Below are 16341 nucleotides of genomic sequence, written 5' to 3'. Positions count from 1 at the left end.
AACACAATTAACTCGGCGCAGCGGAAGAATTTTATTATTATTTGGTGGTATTTCAAGATATGAAAATTAGCGTACATAATTTTTTGGCTTTTGGCAGGCACAATTATTCGCCGTGACGGGATTTTCCAGGTGATAAGAATGCTTTTAATCCATTATTTCTAGTGAGATATGGTGAACATCAACCAAATCATTTCGCAAACGGCTTTCGGCGTCTTTTCCCCCTTGTAACAGCTTAACTGCTGATGCATACCTGACCAGATCGACTGGTTCATAGGCAAGACTCCACCTGATTCCTTCCATAATCATGGGCAACAAATCAATACTCCTTTCTGTCAAACCATAGATAAATCCCTGTTTATGAGCAGGGTCGCGTTTCTTGGTTAGCATGCCCTGCTGTTCAAGCATGTTCAATCTGTCCGTTAAAATATTCGAAGCAATTTTTTCCTCCATTTGTAGAAATTGCCTGAAATGTCGTTTGTTTTCAAACATTATTTCGCTCAAAATGAGCAAGCTCCACTTATCGCCAACGATCTCAACCATAAGATTGAGCGGACAAAAGGATCTGTTATTTTTCATTATTTGTGATTTTATTTTAAAACCAGTTGCAAATTAAAATTATATATCTACATTTGCATTGGTTTTCTTTTGCAACTGCTTGCAAATATAGTCCATATTTCAATTATATCAAAATCATAGCTTTAAAGATGGCTGTCAGCTGACGCCTCGGGAATAAGCAATTTGGGAGAGAATAAGTTAAAAGGGGACAGAGAGCAGACGAAAAGGACAACATTTAAAATATTTAGAAAATAACAACATGAAAAGTAAAGTATTGGTTACCGGAGCAACAGGAATTACAGGCAATTATGCCGCAAAACGCCTGTTAGAGTTAAATGTGCCTGTAAGGGCGATGGTTCGTCAGCATGACGACCGTTCGGAAAAATTAAAGTCATTAGGCGCAGAAATCGTAGCCGGGGATTTTAACGATCTGGATTCATTAACTGCCGCCATGAATGGTATTGGCGGTGCATATTTTGTTTATCCGGTCGCACCCGGGCTTTTGGAGGCGACCGCATTATTCGCCGAGGCTGCCAGAGAGGCAAAAATTGGTCATATCGTTAATGTTTCCCAGCGTACGGCATTGAGACATGCACCAAGCCATTCTGCACAAGCCCATTGGGTGGCTGAACGCTTGCTTGACCGTTCCGGTGTTCCTGTTACACATTTGCAACCCACATTATTTATGGACTGGCTTGCTTATTTTGGACAGGAAATAAAAGAAAATAACAGGCTGATCTCACCTTATGGAGGCACCGTTAAATATGCTTCTATTAACAGCGAAGATATTGGCAGAGTTGGTGCCGCCATATTAGCAGATCCGGAGGGGCACGCGGGTAAAACCTACCCGCTTTATGGACCGGCAGAATTAGACCAGGAAGAAGTAGCAGCAATTTTATCTGAAGTACTGGGACGCAATATTAACTACCTGTCTTTTGAACCCGATGAATTTTCGGATATTATCCGCTCAAGTAATTCTCCTTACAACACAGCATTCAACATCCAGCACATTGCCGCGATCGGCCACATGTTTAGGTCAGGAGAAATGGCCGGCCACAACAATCATGTGCAGGAAATTACTGGAACCAAACCACTTTCCTTCAGTGACTACATAAACAATAACATCGAGTTATTTAAATAATCCAATTACTAATAAATATATAATATGAAAACTTTAGAAATCGGGGATAATGTGCCCAAATTCACCCTGCTTGACCAAGACGGTAAGATCTTTAACATTGATGATCATTTAAAATATCAAAAGGTGGTTATTTACTTTTACCCAAAGGATGAAAGCGCCGTGTGCACCGCAGAAGCATGTGCTTTCCGGGACAGTTTTGCCGACTTTGTTGAAAAGGGTGCCCTTGTGATCGGAATAAATGATGGGAGCGTCGCGAGTCACAAAAAATTTGCAGAGAAAAACCGGTTGACATTTTCTTTATTAAGCGATACGCAGAATGCCGTCAGGGAAGCTTTTGGTGTGAAACCCTGGTTGTTTTTAAAAGGACGGGAAACTTTTGTTATAGGAACAGATGGAAAAGTAGCGTTCAAGTTCAGGGCTTTTCTTAACGGCGAAGCACATTCACAGAAAGTGTTAGACTTTTTATCATCTGAGCTCGTTGAAGCCTGATGCCTAAACAAATCCGTAAGTTACTCTATATCATTTGCGCTCTGCGTATTTATGATATAAAGTAACATTTAAATATTCAAAAATGGTTAATCAATTGTTAATGAATTAATTGCAAACTGGATGTTTAATTGATTAATAGCTACTACATTCAAAACACTTCAAATTCAAAAAAAAATGAACCTACAGATTCCAAGTTATTTAGCCATAGCATTTGGTCTAACAACACTCGCAACATATTTGATGTACATTGTGATCATACAAAGGTCAACTTATTTAAGTCCGAAAGGCAAAACGCTCGTTTATTTGGCCATGTTTATTTGGTTGGTCATACAGGGGGTTCTGGCGGGCAGGGATGTTTATAGCACTAACCTCCAAGGCTTTCCACCAAAGCTATTTGTTATGGGAATCATGCCTGCCATACTGCTGATCATCATATTGATGGTTACCAGGAATGGCCGGCAGTTTATAGATAGCTTGCCTTTAAAAGAAATTACTTATCTGAACACCGTCAGAATCTTTGTAGAGCTGGTTCTTTTTGCACTCTTTATCAACAAAGCCGTTCCGAAATTAATGACTTTCGAAGGTGGCAATCTTGATATCCTTTCTGGTCTAAGTGCCCCTGTGATCGCTTACCTTGTGTTTTCCAAAAAGCCTTTTAAACCCCGGTTATTGTTAGCCTGGAACATCATTTGTCTGCTGCTTTTAATCAATGTGGTATCCAAGGCTTTGTTAGCCGCGCCGCTTCCTATTCAAAAGCTTGCTTTTGACCAACCAAATTGGGCGATCCTGATGTTTCCATTTGTTTGGCTGCCGACATTTATTGTACCGTTAGTATTATTCGGCCATGTTATTTCTTTAAGAAGACTAATCGGAAAACACGAATTGCCCGGGAAATAATAACCTTCAAAAGGTGTAATTTTAGCTATAAGCTTAAATTACACCTTTTGAAGGATCCTGAAAGAAAGACTACTCCTGCATATATTCCTTCTTGATGCCGAGCCTTTTCATCTTGGAATTTAATGTAGTTGACGGAATTTTAAGCGCATCTGCAGCGCCGCCGGGCCCGGCAACTTTTCCTTTACAAGCCTTCAAGACCTGAATAATGTGTTCCCTTTCAACGTCATCTATTGTTCTAAAATCCCCGGTAGAAAAATAAGACTCTAAACCATCCTTTTCAGGTGACGGAATTTGCAGCTGCGTAATGAGTTGCTGTGAGGTTAACAGTATACTCCGCTCGATTAAATGTTCGAGTTCCCTTACATTACCCGGCCAGTTGTAGGCTGCGAGTGCTTTGATAACTTTCGCCGAAAATCCGACTACTTTTTTACCTGCTTTCTTTGAATGCTTAACCAAAAAATGAGCAGCTAAAAGCGGAATATCTTCTCTGCGCTCCCGGAGAGGCGGAATGAAAACAGGGAACACATTCAGCCTGTAAAACAAATCACTCCTGAAATTACCCAGTGAAACTTCTTTTTCCAGGTCGCGGTTGGTTGCAGCGATGATACGGACATCCGTTTTAATCACCGTCCGGCCGCCAACCCGTTCTATTTCCTTTTCCTGAAGTGCCCGGAGCAATTTTACCTGGAGTTCAAGTGGCATTTCCCCGATTTCATCCAGGAACAAGGTACTGTTATTGGCCAGCTCAAACTTTCCTATCCTTTTGTCAGTGGCACCTGTAAAGCTTCCTTTTTCGTGTCCGAAGAGTTCACTTTCAATCAGGTTCGCGGGTAATGTTGCACAATTCACTTTCACCATTAATTTCCCTTTTCTGGACGAGGAATTATGAATAGCCCTTGCAATAAGCTCTTTACCCGTGCCCGTTTCTCCCAGAATCAACACGGAACTGCTTGTTGGCGCTACACTGGTAACCAGCCTGAATACGTCACGAAGTGCAGTACTGTTACCGACGATTTCGCTGTAATTGTTTGTGGTTTGTATTTCTTCCTGCAGATAAAGGTTTTCAACTTCCAGCTGTTTTTTGAAATTAGAAATTTCGAGTACCTGCTGCTCTATTTTTTCATTGGCAAGAATATTGGCAACTGCTGTAGCCAGTTGGGAGGATATTCCGTGAAGTAAATTCAAGGGTTCCACTTTGATGGTACTGGGATCGTCAGTAAAGATTCCCAGCATTCCTGTCCTCCTTTGCCCGTTGGTCAAACCAATCAGCACCATTTCTTTGATGCCGCTGCTATAACTCATTTTGACATGACCTGGAAGGTCATTTCGGTTGATGATATCTGTAAGGTTGTAAATAACGGGTCGGCCGGTATCAAAAGCCGTACTGAAAAAACCGTCGTTTACCGGGATTTTGGAAGCTGCAAAGTCCTGGTAATCTGGATGGATCTTGTTTTTTGATTTCGGATCCAAAATGAGAGATTCCAATGAATTTCCATCATCTGTCACTTTCGCAAGCATAAAGTGACTGTAATTGAAAAGACTGCGCAAGCGCTGGTCAAGGACTTTGTAAAGTTCCGCAGCAGTACGCACACCGGCCAGATCATTACTCATGGAAAGCAAAACTGACTTTTCGTGATCTCTTTGTATAATCTTTTCATCGGCAACGATATTGGCGACAGCATTAGACATCTGATAAGACAAGCCACGAATTAACTCCAGCTGCTGGGCATTGAAACTGTTCTTCAGATCAGAAAGCAGGAAAAGGAAACCGATGAGGCTATTCCCGGAATGCAACTGCGCTATTACGACTTCACGCATGCCGCAGTCGTAATTCATGTGGAGATAAGCTGGGCAGTCCTTAAGGAGTATAAGATTTGCGAGATCGAAAACCTTTGGCGCATCAGAAATTAAAACCCGCTGAATGATAGTGTCATCCATTGGATATTCGTTTTCCGCAATGCTAACATAGTCGGGATGTTCTGTGCATTTAGAATTCGGATCAAAAATATATCCTGTATAAACATTCCTCCCTTCATCAATCAACGCGATAGTGCCATGATCAAAATAGAAGATAGACTTCAGTCTTTTATGCAAAACTTTCAGAAGATCATTTTTAACGCGAATACTTGCCAGGTCGTTACTAATATTAAGCAGGATACCTTTCTCCTCTTCTTTGCTCAACAGCTCTTCATAAGCCAAAATGTTGGATATGGTTATAGCAAGCTGGTTGGCAACCCCTTGAATCAGGTCAAATTGCTTAGGATGATAAGTATTGTAATGTTCAGAAAAGATATAAAGCCCACCAAAAATCCCGTCCTTGTTATACATGGAAGTACCGACAAATTCAACGATACCTGTTTTGTTATAAAAATCTATGTACCTGGAGGGATTAGGAGAATTAACCAACTCCTCCACCCGAAATATCACCGGTTTGTCGTTTGCGAGTGTCTGGTCCACAACAGAATCATTAATAGGAGAATGTACCTTTGAGGCTTCACGAAATTCCGGGTGCTCTGAGCGCCTTTTTTCCGCAGAAAGGAGGTATCCGAAGTGTCTTTTATTTTGAAAATCGTAAAGGGTGACTGATATATCGTTAAATGGGATCAGCTTCCTGATCGTTCCTTTCACAATTTCGAGTAATTGTTTCTGATCACGGATACCGGCTATTTCCCCGCTAAGTGCGAGCAGGGCTGATTTCTCAGATTCCTTTTCCTTGAGATTTTCAGACAATTGCATACTGGTAATTGCCAAGGACAGGCGCCCAGCCATGGTGCGGAGAATTCTCATCTGATGGCCTGAAAAGGGAAAGCTAGATTCCGTGGCCAGGTATATACCTCCAAAACTTGACTTCCCGTCTTTCAATGGTACCGCTAAGAATTGTTTGATACCTGTCTTTTGGAATAAATCAGATATATGATTAGCTAGCCCGATGTCTGCAAGGACGTCACATTCAAAAGTTACGGGGTTGGTCTGTGATGATATTATATTGATCATCCGGTTCGCCTGGGTAAACACGGCAGAAACAAAGTCATCGTAGAAGGGATGATGGCGGCGTTTTTCTTCCAGATAACTATCTAAAAGATGGTATGATTTTTTATCCGCACTTACACAGGTAATCCAAATATCTTCAAAGGGTACGAGAAACTTAAGGCGCTCGTATATGGTAGGCAAGAGTGTTTTTTTGTCTTTCACACCATTGATGTCATCTAAAAGCGTGAGCAAGATTTCCTTTTCGTAGTCAAGGCGTCTGTTGTCATCTTTAAGTGTTAATATCCTCAGACAATTTGAAAAAGCGGGACCGAGTTCTCTGATTTCATTCCCTTTCTTTAAAAAAGATGTTGGACTTTCCGCAAAGAATAACAGCACTTCAGCCAGTTCGCCTTCATCAAATAAGGGAAACACCGCTATTTCAGTACCTGGTATGGTAAGCACTACCCGCGATGGATTGGAAAATTCCAATGATTGTTTAAAGTCTTCCCTGGACAAAACTAGTGGGCCATCATCCACGGTAAATGATTTCAGAAAAGGATCTCCGATTGGTAAGTTTATCCGCATTTCCTGTAGCATTTCGTCAGCCAGATAGATATCAAAAAAATTGCCCAAGGGATTTTTTTTCAGCAAAATATATGCGCTGTAGGCAAGCAGTTTCTGTAAAGCGCCGTCAAGGAAAGACTTAAAATCTTTTTTACTTTTCACTTCCAAAATATAAGGAACAGCCAGATTCAGCAGACTATTGAGTGTGCTACCCGACATTGTGGACGCTTGTTTCGTCTCTACGTGTTCTAAATTTTTCATGCAAGAGTTTTATTTTTTCATACGCCTGTTGTCGTACCGGAATTTCTAAACGGCCGAAATACGGGCCGTATATACTACCTGCATCCTGCTAATTCCATTCCAAAGTACAAGTTACTGATAACCAACGAATAATAAACAATTCACACCAATGAAATTACTTTATTTAGTAAATAAACAAATTGGATACGATATATGGTAATGCGTTAACACCATTTTATTTTCCTAGAAGCATAAAAGTTGAAATAAACCCGGGACATTGTTTTAGCAATCCTTCCTTAAAGAACAAATGGGTCAACTTGCATTAATATTTTAAGTTAATCAATATAAACAATGAAAGAGACAGATTTCAATTAATTTTTGCAATCACCAAAAGGAATACGTCATATCATTTTCAATATCGAGTAAATATGAAATATCGTAACAATTCAAAATATAAATATTTATAAATAATTGATAATTAGCACTTTAATCAATGGCATCAATATAGACAAGTCAATGATGCGGCATTAAAAATTTACCGCCGCATAAATTGACCAAAAATGAAAACAACAGCATTATCTGTACTACTATTAATTTCAGTAGTCTTTGGCTCATGGGCAGCCAAAAACCCGAAACATTTAAAAGAAAAAACGAACAAAACATTTGTCCTCGTGCATGGTGCATGGATGGCGCCCTATGCTTGGGAGAATGTGACAAAATTGTTAAAAAAAGCAGGTGCACAAGTGATTGTAGTTGAATTACCAGGCCACGGAAGTGACACGACTGCTCCCCAGACGCTAAGCTTGGATGTTTACAAAAGTAAAGTCGCGGATGCTATTAACAGTACCGATGGTAAAGTAATATTAGTTGGGCACAGCCTGGCAGGCATGATCATTTCAGCAGTCGCTGAATCTTATCCGGATAAAATTGAAAAACTTATTTACGTAGGGGCGTATCTTCCGACTAATGGTCAGTCTTTGCTTGCAATTGCATCAACTGATGCCAAATCGTTGCTTGGTCCCTCACTCATCCCATCTGCAGACAAGCTCACGCTTGATGTAAAACACGAAAACATCATCAACATATTTTGCGCCGATTCGTCTCCTGCAGTTCAGGCCTTGGTTTTAAAGAACTATAAGGTTGAGCCGGCTATTCCTTTTACTAATCCAATATCGTTAACCAGCGCAAATTTCGGAAAAGTGGATAAGGCATATGTCCATACTTTACAGGATCATGTAATCAGCATGGACGTTCAGAACCAGATGGTGACCGCCAATGGATTGAAAGAAGTTTATTCCCTTGACAGTAGCCATACCCCATTTCTTTCGATGCCGGATAAACTGGCAAGTCTGCTGGTGAAAATAGCTAAATAAACCCTTTGGGTTTTAATAAATTAAATCATGGAAAAGAAAATTTTGATAACCGGAGCCACTGGTGCTACGGGCAGTATTGCCGCCGCAAAGTTACTTGACAAACAAATACCGGTTCGCGCTTTGGTACACCAATCTGACGAACGATCTGAACAGTTGAAAGGACTTGGCGCGGAAATCGTCGAAGGCGATCTGACTGACTTGGACTCGGTAAGCCGGGCCATGGAGGGTATTTCCGCCGCTTATTTTGTGTATCCCATACAGGTTCCTGGTATACTTGACGCAACAGCATACTTTATTCAAGCGGCGCTCGAGGCAAATGTGGGGCATATTGTTAATATGTCACAACGCACATCAAGGAGAACATCACCTAGTCATGGCGCACAAAACCATTGGATTTCCGAACGGATGTTTGACCACAGCGGAATTCCTGTGACCCATTTACGACCAACCCTTTTCGCTGAATGGCTAATGTATTTCGCGCCGGAGATTAAGCATAATCACAGATTGTTGACCCCTTTCCACAACTCCAGGTATGCGCCAATAGCGGGAGAAGATACCGGAAGAGTCATTGCTACTGTTATGGCTAACCTGGTGGAACATGCAGGACAAACCTATGAACTTTACGGACCCGAAGAGCTGACCCAGCTCGAAGTGGCTGAAATCCTTTCTCAAGAATTAGGACGGAACATCAGCTACGTACCAATGGAAGCACAGCCTTTTGGTGAAGTGTTGAAAGCGAATCATTTCACACCATATTTTATACAGCATATAGAAGGAATCACCAAAGATTTCAACAGTGGAGAAACGGATGGGATGAATAATAACGTAGAGAAAATCACGGGTGTCAAGCCAATATCCATCAGAGATTATATTAAAAAGAATCTTAATTTATTTTCATAAGCTATGATCACGAAGGGTGGAAAAACCATCCTTCGTGATCATTTACGACACCTTCTTGAATATTTCTGAATATTCAAACACCAAAGTAGCGGTTGTTCCCAAATGACTTTCCATTGATAACTTCCCATCTAAATCCTCTGTAAGGCCCCGGATCAACGTTATTCCAAAAGATTTGGTAGTTGAATTATTGAAATCCCCGGGCAAACCTCTACCGTTGTCCGCAATGATGAGTGTAATTTCACGCTCTGCTGATTTGAAAAAGGATATAGTGATGCGGTTTTGTCCTTCAGTTGGAAAAGCATATTTGATCGCGTTTGTCACCAGTTCATTAAGGATCAAACCTACCGGGACCGCAAAGCTGATATCGAGCCTTAGCGGTTCAATTTGTTGTTCAAAATAGATCTTAGTCTTGGTTTCATAGCTTTCCTGGAGATATTCCACTACGGTTTTTATATAGTCACTCATCTCAATGCTGGATACGTTTTCTGAGCTATATAACGTTTGATGTATCAGTGACATCGCCAGCACACGGTGCTTGCTTTCCAGTACCGCCTTCATAGCGGACTCGTCTTTAAGATAGTTTGTCTGAGAGTTTAATAAGCTCATTACCAATTGCAGATTATTTTTTACCCGGTGATGAACTTCCTTTAACAACCATTCCTTTGAAATCAAAAGATCGTCTTTTTCCCTTATAACCGTTTCCAACAAACTGTTTTTCTTATTGATCTCGTCCTTTTGCAGGCTTAACTGGCGATTACTTTTTTGTTTACTGATGAACCGGGCCAGGACAAAACAAATAATGATAAAAAGACTGGCAAATCCGATATACATCACCCTGCTGGAAGCTTTGGCTTGTTGCTGTTGCAGCAGATTTTTGGCCTTGTACATTGCCAGGTCCTTTTGTTTCTGCAATGTCTGGTACCTTACATTCAATTCTTCGAGTTGAAAATCTTTTTTATTAGTGTACATTTTGTCACGTAATTCCACATATCTATATAGGTTTTTCATCGCATCAAACTTACCCTGCGCTGAATCGATTTTAAATAATGCCCGGTAGACATCAACCTCATAGATCCATTCCGGTCCCCGCCCCTTATTTTTGGAAAGATACTTTGATATGTAAAACTTCGCTTTCGTATAGTTATGTATGTGAATATAAAAGTCAGCAATTATACTATATAAATGCCCTCTCGCTTTGTTACCTTCAGAGATATCATTCGCTACCGTAAGTGACTCCGCGCTCAGGTAGTACTTTTCAGCAAGCTTATATTCACCTATGTCTTCATAGCAAGCGCCAAACAATACAAATAGATCCTGTCTTTGAATAGAATTGCGCGGTGGATAATTTTTTAACATATCTTGTAATAGTCCGAGCAGCTTTTTACTTCCCCCGAAACCAGAAATAACATATTCCTGATTAGCGAAAAGCCGGTAAAGAGAGGCATCGCCTCTATATTTTATGAACTCGCCCAAGGATTTGTTGTACCAGATATTACTTTCAGCAACGTGATTGCCTACGATAGTGTAAGAAGCACCAACACGCATATAAAAATAGGGTAAGCCGACGCTATCCCGTGTAACTTCCGCGGTTCTAACCGTTTCCAGGGCGATAGCCAGCTGCTGGGGATAATTAGCCCGCACCATAGCGAGAAAACTTAACAGGTCTGTTGAGTAGTGTGTATAAGGAAATTTAATCGAGCGCTGAATAGCAAGCGCATTTCCTACCGCAGCAGCTGTTTTATCCGGTTGACCTGATGCGAAATTCAGGTAACCAATATTCTGTAAAATATTGACCTGACTGATCACATCTTTCAATTCCTGATAGATCTTTAATGCAGAATCAAGCATCCCCAGCCGTAGCTTTGAAGTTGTAGGCAAATAAGGGTAATAAGTGCCTGCATAGGTATATGCCTTGGCAAGTAACCGCTTATTTCCGGCTAGCTGCTTATCGCCGGTGATCGATTTCAAATACCGATTGGCGGCGATGGTATCACCTTTTTTTAAATAGCATTTGGCAATCAGGATGAGACAATGGGCTGTCAGGTTTGTTAGCCTGAGCCCTTCCAGTTCTGACCGGGCCTGATTGAGATTCTTTATAGCCCGGTCATTATATGATGTATTCAGGCCCGGGCAGAATGCGAAATATGCGCCAAGCAGGAATAAACTCTGTGCATGTCGCCTGCCGGTTTGTTGCTGGCTTTTTTTTTCAAAAAGGACCGGATTTCGTTGATCCATCCATTTCAGGTCCTCCTGGAAATATTTCGGATCTATACCCTCTAAAATTATCGGGATCCGGCTTATCCCACTATACTTGCTGGCAAATACAAGGGAACTATCCAGATCGACACTTGCGTCTTTAACAACAGTTATGAACCCCGAACAAAGCTGGATTCGCAATGCGTTTCTGGCCGTTCCGTTCTGATCTTCCTGGCCGAAGACCAGAACGGAATTTGTTAATAATGCGCAAATAATCAGCAGATTATAACGGATTTTCCGAACACCTTCAAATTTCCCCCTGCAAAAACACCTGCGCATAATCTCAATTTTTAGTGAAGCCTAAACTATTAAACATCAGTTGGTATTGTCATGAAAATAATGCCATCCTATACCAAGCTTTTTCATTTTATAACGCAAAGTTGCCACCGGGATCTGGAGGATCTCGGCTGCTCCGCCGTGACCCGCTATTTTCCCGTTACAATTCTTTATTGCGGCCATAATGTGTGATTTCTCGACTTCATCTATACTTTGAAAACCTTTTGCAAAAGGCAAAGGAGTAGGCGGAACATCCATTTCAACTTTCGGGATATCCAGGCCGGATATGATATCTCCTTTTGTCATAATGGCAAACCGCTCGATCAGATGCTTTAATTCCCTCACGTTTCCCGGCCAGGAATACTCAATAAATCTATCCGTCATTTCAGTGTCTAATGTTTTTTCCGCTTCTCCCCTAGCTTTTGCATGTTCCCGCAAGAAATGCTGAACAAGCACCGGAATATCTTCCCGGCGTTCACGGAGAGACGGAACTATGATCGGGAAAACATTCAACCTGTAATAGAGGTCAATCCTGAAAAAGCCCAGCGCGACTTCCTTATCCAAATTCCTGTTGGTCGCCGCAATGATTCTGATATCTGTTTTTATCGTCTGGCGTCCGCCCAGCCGTTCAATTTCTTTTTCCTGTATGACCCTTAAAAGTTTGGATTGTATATCAAGTGGCAGTTCTCCGATCTCATCAAGAAAAATAGTACCACCATGGGCTTGTTCAAACTTGCCGATGCGGCGCTCTACCGCACCTGTAAAAGCCCCCCGCTCGTGGCCAAAAAGTTCAGATTCAACCATCGTCTCTGGAATTGCTGCGCAATTGATTTTGATGAATGGTTTATTTTTACGGGGAGATAAATGATGGATAATGTTCACAATACCTTCTTTTCCGGCGCCGGTTTCTCCCAAAACCAAAACGGATGTCTCGTGCTGCGCCACCTGAACAGCCTGATCAAGGGCATGCAACAATTTGGGGCTCTTGCCAATTACCTGCATATTCCAGGGCCTTGAAGACACCAGATCTGACAGGCGGCCTGGCCTGGAGCTGCTTTTTGTTTTAGAAGATACTTTTTGAATATTTTTTGTGAACAAGCTAAGTTCCGGAAGTACGCTGATAATCAACTTAACGTGCTCGTGATTAAAAGCGCTGGCAGATGAACTAAAAAATGAGATATAAGCCGGTACTTCTTTGGCTGTATCCGGACGAACAATCAATTCAGATTTCAGCTTAAATTTGGTAACAATTTGCTTTAGAATTTTGACACTCCGGCTGGCTTCTTCGAAATGAAAACCATTGCGATAGTAAATCTGCTGACCTGACAGGTAGGAACGTCGAAATTCATGAAGATCCTTAACAGATACTGGCTGACCCAAAGATTTGATAACCTCGATGGCTTCGTACTGGTCGAAACTTACCCGGTTGAATCCCAGAACAGGCATATTCAAAGAGTTGAAATCAACTATTACAAACTCGAAAGGGATGAAAGGCTGGAATACCTGAATGGCTTGCTTTAACTTTTCTTCCGGTGATGTTTCTTTAGCGCAAATATCTGTAAGCAGGGTGTTAAGCCAGCTGGAATGGCGCTCCAGCATATCTCTTTTAAATTTATAGCGGTATGTTGCGATTTCAAGCGCAATCAAAATGTCTTTTTTACGAAACGGCTTAACCAGGAATCCATCCGGCTGCGTTTGTTTTGCTTCAATGAAGGTAGAATTATTTGAATTGGCCGAAAGGTAAATAAAAGGGATATTTTGGGACATAATTTGCCTTGCCAAGTCAATTCCGGTTGGTACCCCCTGCAATAATATATCAATAATGATAATGTCAGGTGACTTACTTTTAATTATCTCCAATGCCTTGGCAACAGAACGAGCGATGCCGCAGACTGAATACCCCTCATTCTCCAGGATCGACTTTAGGTCATTGGCTTCGATGAACTGGTCCTCAACTATTAAAATATTTTCTTTCATTTAGAGCGACTTAGTGGCTGATAACAGCGTTCAAAAGAGTATTTCAAGTTACAAAAAAAATGCCCTCTGAATTAATTAAAATTTACGCTCACCAATTATAGCTCAACTGCAAAAAGCCGGTCTATTGGTTAGCCGATAAATAGAGCAGCGGGTACCATTTTTATGTCGCTATTTAATCATTGTCAACGCCGCAAAGGCGCTTATTCTTGACCGTCATATCTCGTGGCCGCGCCACCTGGCATGATAAATAATAAAACAGATAAGACAACCAGCGCACCAAGTTCACAAAACGCTGCAACCTTAAAAGCGTGAAGATAGTGCACGGTATCCCCATGTTTACCAATTGCACTAAAGAAAATGCCGCCAATCAGTGAAACGCCCAGCGCAGATGAGGTCTGTTGAAATGTAGAATACAAACCTGATGCGGCACCGGCAAATTGCGAAGGCACACTTTTCAGGGTGAGATTCAGCGTTGAAGGGATGGTAACGCCCATTCCTGCGCCGTGGATAAAAAGGACTAAGGCAATAAATAATTGAGAATGATAAGCGGGTGTAAAGAAGTAAACTTGCAGGCCAATAGACATAAATAGGAATAAGACGCCTGCCAATACCACTTTTTTTCCATAGCGGCTGATTAATTTACCAGAATAAATGGAAGATACGGTGCTTCCAATTCCAAACACGACGAATAGTTTTCCAGCCTGGAAGGGATCGTAATGAAAGCCATTTTGAAACAAGAGCGTACTGATCAATAAATAAGCATTATGAAATACAAAAAGGCAGAACACACAAAGTAACCCGATATCAAAATCCCTGAACTTTAACAGATCGGTATTTATTAGCGGGGATTTACCTTTGAGGCGCTTAGTCTTCTGATCTTTAAAAAAACTAAAAAAAAGTATTGCAGAAATGCCTATCGCGGTATAACTCCACCATGGCCAGTTGTACTCCCGCCCTTGAATCAATGGTATAATGAGGCAAAATAAAGAAATTGTCAGGATGATCACACCTGAAACATCAAACTTATTTCCAGCATTAGTTTCCGTTTCCTTAAGAAATTTTATCGCTCCGCTCAAAGCAAGCAAGCCAAGAGGTAGATTGATGAAAAATATTAGTCGCCAACCAGGCATGAAAAAATGAAAATAGGTCAGAAAGCCGCCGAGAAACTGTCCCATAATACTGGCTATCCCTAGGGTAAAGCCGAACCACCCCACCGCCTTCGCGCGGTCTTTAGGGCTTGGAAAAAGGATCTGAATATAGGACAATGTCTGCGGAACCATTAGGGCCGCGCTCACACCTTGAAAAAACCTGGCAATGTTCAGCTCCAAGGGTGAATGGGACAGGCCACACCAGCATGACGTTGCAGTAAAGAGGAGCATTCCCGCCACGTAAATTATTTTCCGGCCAAAATGGTCCCCAAGTCTTCCGCCGGTAATCAGGAAGGCTGCGTAGCCTATCAGGTAACTCGCGATTACCAATTGCACCTCTCCCTCTGTGGCATGTATGCCCTGCCGAATGGCTGGTATTGCTATATTGATAATGAATACATCTATTACCGAAAGCAATGGCGCAAATAAGACTACAGTTAAGGCGATCCACCTCGAATTATTTTCTGGCATGTTTTATTAAAATTTAAAAAGGCATGAGGGACATAGAATCCTTCATGCCTTACGCCGATAATCAGCCCGGGTTAAGACAGATCCTGAGCTGAATGATTGATGAGTTTTTCAATTTTCTCATCCAGTCCCAGTCCAACCGTTTTTACCTTTTCATCAAAAAGGCTGAAATAGGTAGATGGTTTATCATACTCGACAAACAGTTCCTTCTCATCGTTCTCATAAACTATCATCCGGAAAGGTGCATATAATGCCACACCGATGCTCATTTTAACGAGGTTGCCAGCCATCAGCGGATTGCCCCATGCGTATTGTTTAACGCGAAATGTTCCACCTTGAAGCCGTAACATTTGCCCCGGGTCACCTGTCGGGAACATGTACATATTTTCCATCCCAGCCTTGGCTTTAATTGTCTCAATGGTACCTTCAGGGTCACTGTCTACAGATTCATCTGTTGGTACAATAAAACGGCCGATAGCTGCTTCGAAATTTTTTGTAAAGTTCTCAAATGTTGAGTCAACTTTTTGCGTCACTTTGGTGACTGAAAATGATCTTTCCATAAGTTATTTAGTGATGATATATTAACAAAAGTCTGTGGTTCCTAAGTCAGCAAAAATAATAAGGTTATATAGCTTTTTATCAAGCGCCAGTCCAACTTTACTTATTTCATTACCGAAATGACTGAAAAATGATGACGGTTGGTCATATTCGACTTTCAGGGCCTGTCCTTTTTCCTGGTATACCATTACCCTGATCGGGGCATAAAGGCCGGCTGCAATATCGATTTGTGTCATGGATCCGGCCACAAGGGGATTGCCGATACTGTAAACGAAAGATTTCGTTTTGATACCGTAAAGTTTCAATAATTGTCCATGATCCAAACGGGAGAAAATCATTAAACCTTCACGGCCGGCCATCGCTTCCATTTTTGATCTTGCCAGTTCAGGATCTGCATCTATTTCCAGCAGAACCGGCTCATCAAACTTTCCAGCGGCCAGTTCCAGATTTTGAGTAAATTCGTCAAAGGTGGAAATTAACTCAAATACTAAATGATTAACAGAATTGACTTTTTCCATAATAGCAATTA

The 16341-nt window shown here is 41.5% G+C and carries 12 protein-coding genes; 5 read left to right on the top strand and 7 right to left on the bottom strand.

Going from position 1 to position 16341, the window contains the following annotated elements; genetic code table 11:
* Positions 1-144 precede the first annotated feature (144 nt).
* On the bottom strand, positions 145-576 hold the full coding sequence (locus AC1D0K_RS08070) for a winged helix-turn-helix transcriptional regulator (RefSeq protein ID WP_477390082.1): 432 nt from the start codon (positions 574-576) through the stop codon (positions 145-147).
* A 238-nt stretch (positions 577-814) separates the two neighbouring features.
* Between AC1D0K_RS08070 and AC1D0K_RS08065 the strand changes: the two genes are divergently transcribed.
* The 3 genes from AC1D0K_RS08065 to AC1D0K_RS08055 all read left to right on the top strand — a co-directional run bounded on the left by AC1D0K_RS08065 (position 815) and on the right by AC1D0K_RS08055 (position 3082).
* Positions 815-1696: an NmrA family NAD(P)-binding protein gene (locus AC1D0K_RS08065; RefSeq protein ID WP_477390084.1), complete on the top strand. Its 882-nt coding sequence runs from the start codon at positions 815-817 to the stop codon at positions 1694-1696.
* A gap of 24 nt (positions 1697-1720) precedes the next feature.
* Positions 1721-2185 (top strand): peroxiredoxin, encoded by a 465-nt coding sequence (locus AC1D0K_RS08060; RefSeq protein ID WP_477390086.1) that lies wholly within the window; start codon positions 1721-1723, stop codon positions 2183-2185.
* 174 nt (positions 2186-2359) lie between these two features.
* Entirely contained in the window at positions 2360-3082 is a 723-nt protein-coding gene (locus tag AC1D0K_RS08055; protein ID WP_477390088.1) for a hypothetical protein, read from the top strand.
* 69 nt (positions 3083-3151) lie between these two features.
* Here the strand turns inward: AC1D0K_RS08055 and AC1D0K_RS08050 are convergent, their stop codons facing one another.
* A complete protein-coding gene (locus AC1D0K_RS08050; protein WP_477390090.1) occupies positions 3152-6877 on the bottom strand; it encodes a sigma-54-dependent Fis family transcriptional regulator in 3726 nt (1241 codons plus the stop codon).
* A gap of 539 nt (positions 6878-7416) precedes the next feature.
* Here AC1D0K_RS08050 and AC1D0K_RS08045 point away from each other — a divergent pair.
* Both AC1D0K_RS08045 and AC1D0K_RS08040 read left to right on the top strand, forming a co-directional pair.
* Positions 7417-8229: an alpha/beta fold hydrolase gene (locus AC1D0K_RS08045; protein WP_477390092.1), complete on the top strand. Its 813-nt coding sequence runs from the start codon at positions 7417-7419 to the stop codon at positions 8227-8229.
* 27 nt (positions 8230-8256) lie between these two features.
* Positions 8257-9129 (top strand): NmrA family NAD(P)-binding protein, encoded by an 873-nt coding sequence (locus AC1D0K_RS08040; protein ID WP_477390094.1) that lies wholly within the window; start codon positions 8257-8259, stop codon positions 9127-9129.
* 42 nt (positions 9130-9171) lie between these two features.
* Here AC1D0K_RS08040 and AC1D0K_RS08035 read toward each other — a convergent pair whose 3' ends face one another.
* The 5 genes from AC1D0K_RS08035 to AC1D0K_RS08015 all read right to left on the bottom strand — a co-directional run bounded on the left by AC1D0K_RS08035 (position 9172) and on the right by AC1D0K_RS08015 (position 16330).
* Positions 9172-11664, bottom strand: coding sequence for a tetratricopeptide repeat-containing sensor histidine kinase (locus tag AC1D0K_RS08035; protein ID WP_477390096.1), 2493 nt, complete (start codon positions 11662-11664; stop codon positions 9172-9174).
* A gap of 36 nt (positions 11665-11700) precedes the next feature.
* Positions 11701-13638 carry a sigma-54 dependent transcriptional regulator gene (locus tag AC1D0K_RS08030; RefSeq protein ID WP_477390098.1) on the bottom strand — a complete coding sequence of 646 codons (1938 nt, stop codon included), beginning with the start codon at positions 13636-13638 and terminating at the stop codon, positions 11701-11703.
* 200 nt (positions 13639-13838) lie between these two features.
* Positions 13839-15257, bottom strand: coding sequence for an MFS transporter (locus tag AC1D0K_RS08025; protein ID WP_477390100.1), 1419 nt, complete (start codon positions 15255-15257; stop codon positions 13839-13841).
* 71 nt (positions 15258-15328) lie between these two features.
* Complete coding sequence (locus AC1D0K_RS08020) at positions 15329-15814, bottom strand: DUF302 domain-containing protein (RefSeq protein ID WP_477390102.1); 486 nt, start codon at positions 15812-15814, stop codon at positions 15329-15331.
* Positions 15815-15835: 21 nt separating this feature from the next.
* The gene (locus AC1D0K_RS08015; RefSeq protein ID WP_477390104.1) at positions 15836-16330 is read right to left on the bottom strand and encodes a DUF302 domain-containing protein; all 495 of its coding nucleotides are present in this window, start codon (positions 16328-16330) and stop codon (positions 15836-15838) included.
* Positions 16331-16341 lie beyond the last annotated feature (11 nt).

Source organism: Mucilaginibacter sp. P1_A3, from assembly GCF_056406855.1.
The sequence above is the reverse complement of the archived record's forward strand: the minus strand, read 5'-3'. Positions and strand labels throughout refer to the sequence as shown.

Coding starts and splice junctions, on each gene's coding strand:
- AC1D0K_RS08070 (WP_477390082.1), bottom strand. CDS start 576: ATGAAAAATAACAGATCCTTTTGTCCGCTCAATCTTATGGTTGAGATC.
- AC1D0K_RS08065 (WP_477390084.1), top strand. CDS start 815: ATGAAAAGTAAAGTATTGGTTACCGGAGCAACAGGAATTACAGGCAAT.
- AC1D0K_RS08060 (WP_477390086.1), top strand. CDS start 1,721: ATGAAAACTTTAGAAATCGGGGATAATGTGCCCAAATTCACCCTGCTT.
- AC1D0K_RS08055 (WP_477390088.1), top strand. CDS start 2,360: ATGAACCTACAGATTCCAAGTTATTTAGCCATAGCATTTGGTCTAACA.
- AC1D0K_RS08050 (WP_477390090.1), bottom strand. CDS start 6,877: ATGAAAAATTTAGAACACGTAGAGACGAAACAAGCGTCCACAATGTCG.
- AC1D0K_RS08045 (WP_477390092.1), top strand. CDS start 7,417: ATGAAAACAACAGCATTATCTGTACTACTATTAATTTCAGTAGTCTTT.
- AC1D0K_RS08040 (WP_477390094.1), top strand. CDS start 8,257: ATGGAAAAGAAAATTTTGATAACCGGAGCCACTGGTGCTACGGGCAGT.
- AC1D0K_RS08035 (WP_477390096.1), bottom strand. CDS start 11,664: ATGCGCAGGTGTTTTTGCAGGGGGAAATTTGAAGGTGTTCGGAAAATC.
- AC1D0K_RS08030 (WP_477390098.1), bottom strand. CDS start 13,638: ATGAAAGAAAATATTTTAATAGTTGAGGACCAGTTCATCGAAGCCAAT.
- AC1D0K_RS08025 (WP_477390100.1), bottom strand. CDS start 15,257: ATGCCAGAAAATAATTCGAGGTGGATCGCCTTAACTGTAGTCTTATTT.
- AC1D0K_RS08020 (WP_477390102.1), bottom strand. CDS start 15,814: ATGGAAAGATCATTTTCAGTCACCAAAGTGACGCAAAAAGTTGACTCA.
- AC1D0K_RS08015 (WP_477390104.1), bottom strand. CDS start 16,330: ATGGAAAAAGTCAATTCTGTTAATCATTTAGTATTTGAGTTAATTTCC.